Genomic DNA, 14031 nt, shown 5'->3' on the forward strand with positions numbered 1-14031 from the left:
GATACTACCCTACTATCGGAATTCTATTAAAGAAATTATAAACTAATTCATTCTCTTTCATATTGAGTAATTCCTCAGGTTTACCTTCGGTAATTACCCCTTTGACGCTTTTATCAAGCATCAAAACTCTGTGTGAGATATTCAAAATACTTGCCAAGTCATGTGTAATGATAACCATAGTTGTGTTTAGTCCTGCGTTCAGTTCGATTATCAACTTATCTAATGCCGAAGCTGTCAGAGGGTCTAATCCCGACGAAGGTTCGTCAAAAAACAGAATATCGGGGTCCAATGCCATAGCTCTGGCTAAAGCTGCTCTTTTTTGCATACCGCCACTTATTTCTGATGGATAAAAATTCTTATAATTAAGTAAGCCAACGGAATTCAACTTAATATCAATGATTCTGTCCGCAGTTTCATCATCAAGTGAAGTATTGCTGTCAAGTGCCAATTTTACATTTTCACCAATAGTCATAGAAGCAAATAATCCATTGGATTGGAAAAGAATCCCAAATTTCTTCATAATTGATGATGAATCTTCTACTGAAGCATCACTCAGATTTTCGCCCTCAATTAGAATTTGCCCTTCGGTGGGAACTTCCAACCCGATTAATTGCCTCAGTAAAGTTGATTTGCCACAACCGCTCCCTCCTACTATAACAAAAATTTCGCCTCTGCGAATTTTGAAATTCACATCTTCCAATACTGTGAGCTCACCATACCTGACAGTTATATTCTGAGCTTCTATGATAAAATCGTCTTCCAATTTAAATCCCTATTGCTTGAAAAATGAATGTAAAAATAGCATCTGACAAAATAATCATGAAAACGGCTGCAACTACCGATGATGTTGTCATTCTACCGACTGAATCCGCACCGCCTTCAACTTTCAAACCTTTGTAGCAACCTATTGAAGCGATAACAAACCCGAAAAATAAACTTTTTATCAAACCCGAAGCAATATCACCATAAGTCAACGACATTTCCAAACGATTTACATAGCTTATTACAGTTACATCTAATGTTGAAATAGCCGCAATAAGACCACCAAACAGACCAACTACGTTGCAAATCATAACAATAAATGGCATAGACAATACAACAGCTAAGACTCGTGGTAAGACTAAAAACTCATACTTGTCATATCCCATTGAAGTCATGGCATTGATTTCGTCTGTGACTTTCATCGAGCCGATTTCAGCTGCAAATGCAGAGCCCGACCTTCCTGCTACGAGAATGGCAACCATCAGCGGCGATAATTCTCGAGTGATTGAAATACCTATCAAATCCGCAATAAACATATCGGCACCAAAACGTTTGAGCTGAGTAGCACCTTGATAGCCTGTTATAAGTCCTATTAAAAACACAATCAGCATAGTAATCGGCAGAGCCATCACTCCGGAACGGAACACCTGAGATGGAAAATCTTCCCATCTCATTGAAAGTGGTTTGACAAACAATTTCAACATTTTTGTAGTCAAGATTCCAAAGTATTCTACAAATCCATGTATGTCGGTTAAATTGGTTTTGATTTTATTGCCAAAATTTTCGACCTTTGAAACAAATTTTGAGCCTTTCTCTTCTTTTTCAGGTTCGGCTTCATCTTTTGGCATGAGCAAGTCAAGATAGCTTTGCATGTCAGTATCTACACCAATCATCTCAAATTCGATTTCTTTTTCCTTGCACACTGTTTCGACTCTGTAAATGAAAGCGAGCATGAATGTATCGTAACGGGATACATTTTCCATATCCAATGTAATTTTTTTTGTATCTTTGGTAATTGGCATTTGCTTCAAATCATAATTATCAGCATTTGTCATAACAAGCTCGCCCGAAAGTTTCAAAGTTATTGAATCACCTTCGGTTTCAAATTCAATTAGTTCGTTTTTCTCGCTCATAACAATCCAATTTTCACTATATTTTTGGGCTATTTCTACAATTGATAAATTATAGAAAATAATTTGTAACACTCTCTTATTATGATTGAAGGAAATGAATATAAGAAATTGTATTTATTTTTTTCTCATACATTCAAAAAAAAGTGTTATTTTTGAAGATTGATTATTTTGTATTATGATAAATGCCATTTGAAAACCCAGATTCTTTCCCTCTAAGCAGGGTAACCACCTTACGAGGCAATCGCAGATTAGCACGTGAGAAGGTTCTTCAATTATTAATGGTCAAAATTGTATCCGACACGCCCATTGATAAAATTTATTCCCATATCTTCTACCGCCGATTCAACTTTGGTGATAATGAAGAGCATTTGGTAGAAAATAAAATTCTCAAACCGGACGAGGTCTATGAGTTGGAAGCCGATATTCCGATTATTTGGACTGAAAGTGACGAAGAATTTGCTAAAAAGCTTCTACTTCACTGTGTCGAAAATATGGAAAGATTCAACAAGACCATCAAGGATAATTCTTCAAATTGGAATTTTGACAGAATCACCTTGACTGATAAAATTTTGATTCATATGGCAACTAACGAATTCATCTATTTCGATGATGTGCCGCCATTTGTGACTTTGAACGAAGCATTGTCCATTGCCAAGCGATATTCCACCGACAAAAGTTACGTATTTATCAACGGAATACTTGATAAAATACTCAAAGAGCTTAACGAAAGCGGCGATATCCACAAAACAGGCAGAGGACTGATTGGCTGGGATAAATAGTCGAGCTATCTGACCTCGGCACCTTCACCAATCTCTTTTTCCGGCGTTACGAACAGCAATTTCCCGTCTTTAGACGCAGCCAACATCATTCCTTCGGACATTTCGCCCATTAATTTTGCAGGCTTAAGATTTGCTACCACGACTATGATTTTCCCAATAAGATAATCAGCTTCGTAGAATTCGGCTACTCCAGCCAGAATTTGACGTTTTTCCGTGCCTGTATCAATCTGCAATTTAAGCAATTTTTTCGATTTGGGCAATTTCTCTGCACTTATGATTTTCGCAGTTACGAGTTTGACTTTCGAGAAATAATCTATATCAATCAATTCTTGCTCCGGCTCGGCATTTTTCGCTTCTTTATCGCCCAACTTCGCCATTTGTGCTTCAACTACATCATTTTCGATATGCGTAAACAAAATTTCCGGCTTGAGTATTGGGCTACCCGCTTTCAAAGTTGGATAAGATGCTCCTTTCCATAGATTTGTCGCAATTGGATTGGCATTTTGAGATTGCCCGGTATAGTTATTTTGTGAAAGAAGATTCAATATTGTAGCCGATGTATTGGGCGTAATCGGTGCGAATAGCACGCCGAGAGTACGAACAAATTGGCAGCATACGAACAATGTTTTGGCGCATTTTTCGGTGTCTGATTTGCCGGATTTCCAAGGCTCTTCGTCATTGAAATATTTGTTGGCAGCTCTTGCGACGTTCATAATATCGGTGATACCGTCACGGAAGCGATATTTTCTGAAATTTTTGTCGGATTTGGCGATTCCTTCGATTAAAGCTCTGACAGCGTTGGCATCATTTTCGGAATATTTGCTCGCAAACAAGTCATAGGCATCAGCATTATCGGACTCTGCCCATTTTTGCCAATCTTGAGCCAAATTGGCGTATTTACCGGAAAGTTCGGGAACATTTCCTTCGTAATTTTTATGCAAAAACTGAAGTGTACGATTGACGAAATTACCGAATATGGAAGCTAATTCGCTATTGTTTCGAGTCTGGAAATCTTTCCATGTGAAATCGGAATCTCTCGTTTCGGGGAAATTCATCGCCAATGAGTAACGAAGCACGTCCACATGAATTGGCGATGGGAAATCTGCGAGAAAATCGCGCAAATCAATAGACCAATTCCTCGATTTGGAGAATTTCTGTCCTTCGAGATTCAAAAATTCATTTGCGGGAACGTTATGCGGCAAAATGTAATCACCATAGCCGTGCAAATAAGCCGGGAAAATCAATGTATGAAACACGATATTGTCCTTGCCGATGAATGCGATATAGTCCGTATCAGGATTTTTCCACCATTTAGTCCAATCCGCTTTATTCTCGTGAGCCCAAATTTTTGTAGCCGAAATATAGCCAAGCACCGCATCAAACCAAACGTAGAGCCGCTTGCCGAAAGCTTTTTCGTCGGAAATTCCTTCTATGCCCTCAATTTTTACGCCCCAATCCAAATCCCTTGTTATAGCGCGCTCTGCCATACCGACTTTGAGCCAACTACGGGTTTGTGCAACCACATTTTCTTTCCATTCATGTTCGTGTGATTGGAGAAAGCCCTCCAAGAAAGTTTGAAATTTGTCAAAAGCAAAATACCAATGAGTGGTTTTGCGAACTTCGGGGGTTTTGCCCGAAACGATTGAAATGGGAGATTTGAGTTCAGTCTGATTATAATAAGCGCCGCAGCTATCGCATTGGTCGCCGCGAGCTTTGTCATAGCCGCAATTCGGGCAAACACCTTCTACGTACCTATCTGGAAGGAAAATTCCTGCAACTTTGTCAAAAAATTGTTCCTCTTCTTTTTCAGTCAGATAGCCCTTTTTCAGGAAATCAGCGAAAAATTCACGGGCAGTTTCGTGATGCAGGGGTTCAGAAGTACGGGAATAAATATCGAAAGTCATGCCGAATTTGTCGAAGGCTTCTTTGTTTGCGAAGTGATATTTATCAACGATTTGCTGAGGAGTAACTTTCTCCTTTTCAGCAGAAATCGTGATAGCTACGCCGTGCTCGTCGGAGCCACATACATATAAGATTTCCTCACCGCTCAATCGCATAAAGCGAGCAAAAATATCTGCGGGCAAGTATGCTCCGGCAGCGTGACCCAAGTGTAAATGTCCGTTAGCATAAGGCAAGGCTGACGTAATAAGAGTTCGTTTCTTCATTTTAATAAATCCGTATCAGGTATATTCCAAACTTACAAATATAGCAATTTGGAGCGACTTTATGCCGGAATTAATTACATTGTTACATATTGAGGACTTTAGTGAAATATTACAATATTTTCATAATAATTCGTTTTCATAGTATGTTTAAATATGAGGAAAAATAATCATGGGAAATTTAAATGCAATCGGTCTTGACACCGAAAAAACAATGAAACTCGCTACAAAATTGAATGAATTACTTGCTAACTATTCGTTCTTCTACCAAAACACTCGCGGCTATCACTGGAATATCAAAGGTGAAAAATTCTTCGAACTTCACGTAAAATTTGAAGAATTGTACAATGACCTCTTTTTGAAAATTGACGAAGTTGCCGAACGGATTTTGACACTTGGCTATACTCCAAACCATAACTACACAGATTATGCGAAACTATCGAAAATCGAAGAAAGCAAACATGTCCAAGATGGCAAAAAAGGCGTCGAAGAAGTACTGAATTCATTCAAATACATCATCACATTGCAAAGAGAAATTCTCGATTTAGCAGGTGATGCAGGCGACGAAGGCACAAACGCACTGATGAGCGATTATATTCGCGAACAAGAAAAATTAGTTTGGATGTATTCTGCTTATCTGAACAAATAAGAATTGCAAGCAAAAATTAGAGAAAGGGTTTGCCTCACAAGGGCAGACTCTTTTTTTTTGTGCGTTGAAGCAGTCTGAACTATGATTTTTGTGATTTTTGTGATTAAGATGATTGTTCCAAAGAGAGTCAACGTATTTCAGGAATAAAACCAAAGAACCTCATCCCGACCCTCTCCGAAGGAGAGGGAGAAAGACCCGAAACGTAGGGACAGAACAGCGTTCTGTCCATCTTGAACAGGATTATCAAGATTTCGTGATGGACAGGATTATATTATTGAAAACCACGAAGTGGTTGAATATGAATAACCCCGTATGAAATGCGGGGAAAAGAAATCGCGACATTTTCAACAAGCCCGAAGGGCTTGAATGTTTATAAAAAACATACAGCCTTCCGAAGGTTCGAAACCTTCGGAAGGTTTTTTCTTTGCACCCTTTGTGCCTTCACGTTTCCGGTCTTTGTTAATGTCCGGTCAATTGTTACAACTGACCGATAAAACATGCACTGCATTTCAAGCTGTCAGTTGTACCAACTTACAGAACGAGACTTAAAAGCAGCTTTCGGGCGGCATTTTTATTATCACTATACTTTCTTTGTAACAACTGACAGGACGAAAGTCTTTGTAACAACTGACAGGACTATAATTAGCCCCGTATGAAATGCGGGGAATCGAATCATTTTAAGCGAGTACGGTGCGACCTCTTCGAGGTTGGATATATAATATTAACAATTTTGCTATAAACATGTGACTCTTTCAGAGTCAATTATAGAAGAACGCTGTTCTGTCACTACAGGTTTGTATGTATTTTCGTCAGTTGTAACAACTGACGCAACAAAAAAAAAAGGCTGCCCATTTGGACAGCCCTGCTATTATTGAAAATTATCGCGACTTAAAATTTCAAGTCGTCAATTTTTTTCGCAAGTTCAAAATCAGCTTTTGTCAATCCGCCTTTATCGTGTGTGCTTAGCGAAATTCGGAGCTTGTTGTACCCGTAAATCAAAACGTCGGGGTGATGGTCGGCGACTTCGGCAAGCACAGCAATTGAATTAATCGCTCCCACTGCCGCTACAAAATTCGAGAACACAAGTTCTCGGACAATCAATTTGTCGTCACGCTCCCAAAGTGGTAAATTACTGAGGTAAAGCTCTATTTCTTGCTCATCGCATAAAGTTGGTCTTGGCATAAAAAATCTCCATTAAATGTGAGTTTGGATTCTATCAACTATTTTTTGTTTAGGCACTGCTCCAAGAATCGAATCCACAACTTCACCATTCTTGAAAATGAGAACTGTAGGAATTGAACGAATTCCATATTGGAACGCAGTCTTTTGGTTGTTATCAACATCAAGTTTGCAAATTTTGAATTTTCCGGCATATTCTCCGGCTAGTTCCTCGACAATTGGAGCGATAAGTTTGCAAGGACCGCACCAAGCCGCCCAAAAATCAATCAAAACCGGAATATCGGACTTCAAAACTACAGCATCAAAATCAGCATCTGTTACATGAATTGCGTTAGACATTTCAAAAACTCCTTGTACTTTATAAAATTTTTTCGTAAAATTGACTTCGTTTAAAGTAGCAAACTTTAAAATCATTTTAAGTTTTTGTTATAAACGTTTTATAAACAATTTGATTGATTGATAACAACTATAGGAGGCAAAATGTTGAAAATCACTTACATAGGGCATTCGTGCTTTATACTCGACGACGGGACTTACAAACTAATCATTGACCCGTTCATAACGCATAATACTCACGCAACTGTTGACGCAGACGATATTCACGTTGATTTCATAGCTTTGACACATGCTCACGGCGACCATATCGGAGATACATTTGAATTAGCCAAGCGATGCAATGCGACGGTTATTTGTATTAACGAAATTGGGCATTATTTGGACGACAAAGCTATAAAGAACCACAAAATGCACATTGGCGGCGGATTCAACTTCCCCTTTGGGCGATTGAAATTCACAATTGCTCATCATGGCTCGTGGACTGCAGATAGTGGCGAATTGGGCAATCCTGCCGGTTGCGTAATCAAAATGGGTGGCAAAACTGTTTACCATTGCGGCGATACGGGATTATTTCTGGATATGAAATTAATTGGCGAATTGGACAAAATTGATGTTATGATGCTGCCAATTGGCGATAATTTCACGATGGGAATTGACGACGCAGTCATAGCGGTGGATTTCGTCAATCCGGCGCTTGCAATTCCGATGCATTATAATACTTTCGAGGTGATTGAGGCTGACCCACATGAATTCGCGGGGAAAGTTAGTGCAATCAATAAAAAAGCACGTGTAATGGAATTCGGCGAAACGATAGAATTTTAGTTTGAACGTACCGTAAAGAGCAACAACACGGTAATAGCGGCTGTAGTAATATACACGACCGGTTTGATGAGTTTGTCGAAAAGTGATAAATTCCGGTCGGGTACATCAGCAATTGTAAATGGAAATGAGAAATTTTGGATGGCAGCGACTTCGTCTCTGCCAATTATATCGCTGTAGCTTTTATCGAACTTTGAAAGCATTGTAGTTGAATTACCTGTATTCAAAATGCTCGAACAGTTGTAAAAAATCATCCGCTTTAAGCTGTCTGAATCTTCATGTGGCAAGTATCGGACTATGACTTCCCCCAAATTCACTTCCAAAGCCGCAACTCCGGCTTCATCCGAAATTTTGATGTCACTATCAGACAAATGCTCAATGAAATGTAATTCAGAAAACTTAGCAAGTTGATGAGAAGATATTTTCAAATTTACACCGCTCAAACCCTGAGTCTTCACTTCCGAAGCTATTTGCCGAGCATATTCAGATGCCAAAGAGTCAATGATTTGATAATTTGTTGCTCTGAAGTCGGCATTGGCGACGCCAAATGAAAAAAGCAACAGAAATATTGAAATCAAGAATTTCATTTCTTGCCCTTGAGCATTGATTTGAGTCTTTTAAGGTCTTCTATCAATCCGCTTTCTTCGTCGAAAGCAGAGGGGCGAATCCTAATGGGCATAATTTTGTTCGCAACTTTTATTTTAATTACGCTATATCGCCTTCGCGAACGAAAAATACGTTCTCGCGCAAATTCAATGCCTTCAATTTGGCTAAGTGAGTAGAATTTTTCGCGGAATCTGTTACTGAATTGGATACCTTCATCGGTAACGGTTATTGCTCTTTCGCCGTAATAGCGTGAGAGCATAGATATTGCAGATGCCACAATGATGATGGTCAACAATATTACGAAAGGGTCAGCAAGTTTGAGCGAAAGAGTGCCTTCGGCAATTGAGCCTGCCATCAAACTGTACAAAATCAACACAATTGAATAAAAGGAAATTGATTTCCAGTAAAAATCAATTGTTTGCGAATATTTTCTGACTTCACTCATTTTTGAACCAATTTGTAAATGATAGATGCAATCTCTTCACCGGCTTTGGGTTTGCCAAGAATTCGGGCATTTTCTGCCATTTTTCCCAATTTTTCAAAATCAAATATAACATCTTTTACTACATGAAACAAGCGATTTGAAATTTCTTTGTCATGAATCACTATCGAAGCACCTTTTTCTTCCATCAATCGAGCATTTTTTGCCTGTTCGCCGGTAGATGAAGTCGGCAGCGGAACGAGAACAGACGCTTTGCCTGTAATAGTCAATTCAGCTACTGTGGTTGCACCTGAGCGAGATATGATTAAATCTGAGACTGCAAAAGCCGATGCCATGTCGTCAATATATTTCATAACTTGCACATTCGGGTAATCATCAGAATTTGCGATGAGCGAATTTCCGGTTTGCCAGATAATATTTATATCGAGGCTTTGTAATTGTTCGAGATTATTCAAAACGGCTCGATTTATAGATTCCGCACCGAGACTGCCACCAAAAATTAGCAGAGTTCGTTTTTCGGGATTAATATTGAAACGCTTTTGTGATTCGGCAATATCAACAGATTTGATAAAAGTTTCGCGGACTGGATTGCCAAGATGATTGATTTTGCTATGAATTTTATAATTGAAGTAGTCTTGAGTTCCCTCGAAAGCTGTAAAAATGAGGTCTGCCCTATTTGCCAAATATTTGACAGCTTTGCCCGGATTGAGATTCGATTCCATCAACGCGAGTTTTGCCCCGGAAAGCTTGGAGGCAATTCCGGGAGGAATGCTGATATATGCACCTGCACAGACCACCATATTGACTTTTTCCGATTTTATAAAGGACCGGATTTTCCTGATTGCTCTAACCATTTTGACCGGAAATAGAAAAGTATTCAAATTGGCTTTTAATATCGGTGGCTGTATATCCATTGTGATAAATTCATAACCGTATTGAGGCACTACACGGGCTTCAATTTTATCCGCTCGCCCGGCGAAAGTGATTCGAATGTCCGGGTTGATTTTTTTCAATTCATCGGCAACCGACAGCGCCGGATACAGATGCCCACCGGTTCCACCGGCTCCAAATAATATGTGCATTTTTTCAGCCAATTAAAGTTCCCGTATTTTGGCAAGAATTTCTTCTTCACCTCTAATCGGTTCCGAACAAGTGAAATTGTTGCAAATATAAGCAGTGATTTTGCCGTCAATTGCTACATTGTTTTTCAAATGCTCTCCCAATAAAAGCGAATTTTCCGGTGTTTTCACAATGACTATATAAGTAGATTTCAATTCGGCAAAAAGTGCTTTCATGAAATCACTGCGTGGCTCGGTGCCGACAATCACTATTTCACCGTTTTGCAAAATTAGGGAATCAAACCCAATCAAAAATGATGTATAAGCCGAAGGTGCGGAAGTCACAGAACCGGCGAATGCTTTAGTAGCTTTATCGGCAATGTCAATATAAGTGGTATTACCTGTAATTTTTGATAATTTCACCAAATTTGCGAGCATAATTGAATTGCCCGATGGAATTGCGCCATCGTAGATTTCTTTTTTCCTGACGATAAGTTTTTCAGCTAAATCGGATGTGAAATAGAATCCGCCTTTGGGGTCTTGGAAATGCTCTATCAAATAATCTGTCAATTTTACAGCATCAGCGAGATAATCGGATTTTGCAGTTGCCGAAAATAGCTCTAACAAAGCCGAAATCGTATAAGCATAATCGTCAATCATGCCGTCAATTCCTGCAATTCCGTCACGAAAACGATGATGCAAACCACCATCTGGCGTGAACATCTGAGATTTGATAAATGAATAAGTTCGTTCAGCATATCCGATAAATTCTTCATCGGCAAAGATTTTTCCGGCATTTGCAAGTGCAGCCGTAATCAATCCGTTCCAATCAGTCAAAATCTTATCATCGAGATGTGGACGAATGCGTTTGGAACGTTCAGCGAGAAGAATCTGTCTAATATTTTCGAGCTTGCTGTTTAATTCAACTAAGTTCAAATCTCTGGATTTAGCAAAATGCGCTATCGTATCTTTTAGAGAAAGAATATTTTTGCCGTTTTTCTCTCTCGTCGCTTCCTCCAAGAAATTTCCGCTTTCTTCGATTCCAAATATGTCAGAAATCAGTTCCACATTGCCGATGAGATGTTCGCGAATTTCCTCGATGTCCCAAACATAGAATTTTCCTTCTTCACCTTCGCTATCCGCATCTTCGGCGGAAAAATACGCACCTTCGGGCGAGAGCAAATCGCGATTGATATATTCGATTATTTCATAAGCTGTCTTGCGGAATAATTCATTTTTGGTTTGCAAATATGCTTCGGAATAGGCATTAAGCAACATCGCTTGGTCATAAAGCATTTTCTCGAAATGTGGCAAAAACCATTTAGCATCGGTTGAATATCGGTGAAATCCAAATCCGACATGGTCATAAATTCCTCCGAGCCTCATTCGAGTCAAAGTGTTGACTACCATTTGTAAAGCCTCTTCATTATTGCTTCTGCGGTAATGCTTCATTAAAAACAGCAAATTATGCGGCACGGGAAACTTAGGGCGAGTGCCGAATCCGCCATAGAATTCGTCATAAGTGCCTGCTAATTCGTGAAATGCCTTACGGAAAATATTCTCCGAAATGACGGCACCATCAGTAGTTGGGAGCATATTTTGTAATTGTTGGGATATATCATTGGCAGTTTCTGAGAGTTCAGCTTGATGTGTCTGCCAAACTTCCTTAGTGCGATTGATTAAATCAATGATTCCCGGGCGTTCCCCGCGAGAATATTTCGGGAAATATGTTCCTGCATAAAACGGCTTACCTTCGGGTGTCATCAAAATTGTGAGGGGCCAGCCTCCTGCTCCGGTCATCATTTGGCAAACAGTCATGTAGATATGGTCAACATCGGGTCTCTCCTCGCGGTCAACCTTGATATTCACAAAAGTATCATTCATCAATTTTGCAACCTCAGCATCCTCGAATGATTCCCTTTCCATAACGTGACACCAATGACAAGTTGAATAGCCGATGGAAAGAAAAATCGGCTTATTTTCGGATTTTGCTTTATCGAATGCTTCTTCAGACCAAGGATACCAATCAACAGGATTGTGTTTGTGTTGGAGCAAATAAGGGCTTAGTTCTGCGGCTAATTTATTGCTTCTATAATTTTCGTTCATAAGTTTACTCTTTCGTATAAAATAACATGTTCAGAAACGAATTTGAAACGAATAACTTATATTTTATTTAGCGAACTACTTAATCAGCTGAAATGTGGTGCATTATTTTTTTGTCTCGATTCATCAGCAATGCGGTTTTTATATTCAACAATTTTATTTCGTAAATCGTTATCCGCAACAGCAAGTATTTCGATTGCCAATAAACCCGCATTGAAGGCATTGCCGATAGCAACAGTGGCTACAGGAACTCCTGACGGCATTTGGACAATTGACAAGAGCGAATCCATGCCGCTGAGGGCTTTGGATTGAACCGGCACCCCAATCACAGGCAAAGGGCTATTCGCTGCGATCATACCGGGCAAATGTGCTGCTCCTCCGGCTCCTGCAATTATTACACGGATGCCACGCAAATGAGCTTTTTGACCATATTCGGTCATATCGAGCGGCGTTCTGTGAGCACTAATCACTTTTATTTCGTATGCAACACCGAATTCATCGCATACCGAAGCAGCGGCTTGCATTGTCGGGTAATCACTATCGCTACCCATTATTATTCCAACTACAGGGTTTAATGCCATTTTCATTCCATCAATAAATTAATCGAATCATTCTCGTGGGCAAATTCTTTTCATTCGAAAATGCCATTTGTAAAATCGTATATTCTTTATAGCTAATCTTTATCGGTTGCATAGTTTTAATCGTTTCTTTGAAAATTTCGTTCAAAGCGATAATCAAATCCTTTTCCAACAGTTCTTCATCGCGTTTGCCGACCACGTCAGTTTTCTTGGTATTCATCCATTGGTGCATCTTAGTGTTTACGAATTCGTACTTTAAAGTCGGCAAATCAATAATACAAATCGGAATAGGCAAGTTCTCGAGATAATTATATAGTTGCTTAAGAGATTTGTGCAGCAATTTGATGTTTTGATTGGATTCCTCCATCTTTTTCATCATCCATTGCTGATTATAGTCTAATTCTTTAATTCGTTCATCAGCATAAGTTTTTTCGCTTTGCATTTTTTGAACTGCAGTGCTCAAACGCTTGACTTTTTGTTCCAATTCATTTGAAATCATTGTTGGCTTGAGCGAAGTCACAATGACTATACCTTGAACATCACCGAATTCGTTATGGTCAGGAAATACACTAAAATGAATATCGCCATCAGGGCTTTTTTTGATGAAGCTCTCAGCCTGATTTGTAGTGAATACTCTCTTGTTTATGTCAAGCTTTCGGTTGATTTCTTCAATACTGTCATTAACAAATATTTCACGATATAATCTACCCCTAACGTCAGCATCCATAAGCCTTTTGACATTTTGAGCCATCAAAGTTTTTCGTGCATTCCGGCTAATAAAAGTGATTTTGCCAACTTTGTCCAAAATAATGAAACCATCGCTTGAATATTCTACCAAATTTTCAATCCTTCTTGTCAAAACTTCGATTTCATGTTCGTGTTTCTCACTTATTTTGTCGAGAATTATATTTGCAGAAATTGAAGTAAAGAAAGACCTGAAATAGCGACCAAAACGCTTCATATTCCAAATTAAGATGAAAGTTTCGCCTTTAGTCGTTTCTCCCACAACTTTGAGCAAAATATCATTTCGTTTGCTTTGCATGAATTCAATGATTTTTTGCTCCAAATTTTTGGCTTCGTTAGTGTTTGAATGTTGTTTCAGCTCGTCTTGGTCAATAATATTTTTTGTAGTTGCATAGACAATTTTCATCAAATTGCCACCGTGCTTGAATTTATCACGATGTTCGTGAAACACTTGGTCATAAGGTCCGAGAACAGCATTAATTCTGAAATCTTCGGTACAATCAACAATGACAGTATCGGAATGCTGAAGCGTTTCATCTAATAATTCCACATGAGCATCAAGTTTGGATTTGAGCTCCTCTTTATCTTTAGTCAAAATTTCTAATTTTGATTTTAGTTCTTCTATCGAATCAGCCATTTTTTAAAATTGTATCTGTAATATTTTTAAAATTACGAAAAAAG

14 protein-coding genes are annotated in these 14031 nt (G+C 38.9%); 3 read left to right on the forward strand and 11 right to left on the reverse strand.

All coding sequences use genetic code 11. The features are described 5' to 3' along the window. Positions 1-4 precede the first annotated feature (4 nt). Together M9949_00140 and M9949_00145 are read right to left on the reverse strand one after the other, a co-directional pair. Complete coding sequence (locus M9949_00140; protein ID MCO5249814.1) at positions 5-763, reverse strand: ATP-binding cassette domain-containing protein; 759 nt, start codon at positions 761-763, stop codon at positions 5-7. A 1-nt stretch (position 764) separates the two neighbouring features. Next, positions 765-1895, reverse strand: a complete 1131-nt coding sequence (locus tag M9949_00145; protein ID MCO5249815.1) for an ABC transporter permease — start codon at positions 1893-1895, stop codon at positions 765-767. Between the two features lie 182 nt (positions 1896-2077). Between M9949_00145 and nusB the strand changes: the two genes are divergently transcribed. Next, on the forward strand, positions 2078-2674 hold the full coding sequence (gene nusB, locus M9949_00150; GenBank protein ID MCO5249816.1) for a transcription antitermination factor NusB: 597 nt from the start codon (positions 2078-2080) through the stop codon (positions 2672-2674). A gap of 5 nt (positions 2675-2679) precedes the next feature. On the opposite strand, the gene metG is transcribed toward nusB, so the two are convergent. Then, complete coding sequence (metG, locus tag M9949_00155; protein MCO5249817.1) at positions 2680-4839, reverse strand: methionine--tRNA ligase; 2160 nt, start codon at positions 4837-4839, stop codon at positions 2680-2682. Between the two features lie 169 nt (positions 4840-5008). Between metG and M9949_00160 the strand changes: the two genes are divergently transcribed. Beyond that, positions 5009-5485: a DNA starvation/stationary phase protection protein gene (locus tag M9949_00160; GenBank protein MCO5249818.1), complete on the forward strand. Its 477-nt coding sequence runs from the start codon at positions 5009-5011 to the stop codon at positions 5483-5485. Between the two features lie 888 nt (positions 5486-6373). On the opposite strand, the gene M9949_00165 is transcribed toward M9949_00160, so the two are convergent. Further along, complete coding sequence (locus tag M9949_00165; GenBank protein ID MCO5249819.1) at positions 6374-6667, reverse strand: 4a-hydroxytetrahydrobiopterin dehydratase; 294 nt, start codon at positions 6665-6667, stop codon at positions 6374-6376. A 12-nt stretch (positions 6668-6679) separates the two neighbouring features. Continuing rightward, positions 6680-7003, reverse strand: a complete 324-nt coding sequence (gene trxA / locus M9949_00170; GenBank protein ID MCO5249820.1) for a thioredoxin — start codon at positions 7001-7003, stop codon at positions 6680-6682. A 144-nt stretch (positions 7004-7147) separates the two neighbouring features. Here trxA and M9949_00175 point away from each other — a divergent pair, with 144 nt between their 5' ends. Next, the gene (locus M9949_00175) at positions 7148-7822 is read left to right on the forward strand and encodes a metal-dependent hydrolase (GenBank protein ID MCO5249821.1); all 675 of its coding nucleotides are present in this window, start codon (positions 7148-7150) and stop codon (positions 7820-7822) included. Here M9949_00175 and M9949_00180 read toward each other — a convergent pair. The 6 genes from M9949_00180 to M9949_00205 all read right to left on the reverse strand — a co-directional run bounded on the left by M9949_00180 (position 7819) and on the right by M9949_00205 (position 13987). After that, the gene (locus M9949_00180) at positions 7819-8406 is read right to left on the reverse strand and encodes a hypothetical protein (protein MCO5249822.1); all 588 of its coding nucleotides are present in this window, start codon (positions 8404-8406) and stop codon (positions 7819-7821) included. The genes M9949_00175 and M9949_00180 overlap by 4 nt on opposite strands. Next, entirely contained in the window at positions 8403-8870 is a 468-nt protein-coding gene (locus M9949_00185) for a hypothetical protein (GenBank protein ID MCO5249823.1), read from the reverse strand. The genes M9949_00180 and M9949_00185 overlap by 4 nt, the downstream gene beginning before the upstream one ends. After that, positions 8867-9949 carry an undecaprenyldiphospho-muramoylpentapeptide beta-N-acetylglucosaminyltransferase gene (murG, locus tag M9949_00190; protein MCO5249824.1) on the reverse strand — a complete coding sequence of 361 codons (1083 nt, stop codon included), beginning with the start codon at positions 9947-9949 and terminating at the stop codon, positions 8867-8869. The genes M9949_00185 and murG overlap by 4 nt, the downstream gene beginning before the upstream one ends. A 12-nt stretch (positions 9950-9961) precedes the next feature. Then, on the reverse strand, positions 9962-12031 hold the full coding sequence (locus M9949_00195; GenBank protein ID MCO5249825.1) for a thioredoxin domain-containing protein: 2070 nt from the start codon (positions 12029-12031) through the stop codon (positions 9962-9964). Between the two features lie 83 nt (positions 12032-12114). Further along, positions 12115-12609: a 5-(carboxyamino)imidazole ribonucleotide mutase gene (purE, locus tag M9949_00200; GenBank protein MCO5249826.1), complete on the reverse strand. Its 495-nt coding sequence runs from the start codon at positions 12607-12609 to the stop codon at positions 12115-12117. 10 nt (positions 12610-12619) lie between these two features. After that, positions 12620-13987: a PAS domain-containing protein gene (locus M9949_00205; GenBank protein MCO5249827.1), complete on the reverse strand. Its 1368-nt coding sequence runs from the start codon at positions 13985-13987 to the stop codon at positions 12620-12622. Positions 13988-14031 lie beyond the last annotated feature (44 nt).

The sequence above is a fragment of the Candidatus Kapaibacterium sp. genome (assembly GCA_023957315.1).
Lineage (GTDB): Bacteria > Bacteroidota > Ignavibacteria > Kapaibacteriales > UBA2268 > PGYU01.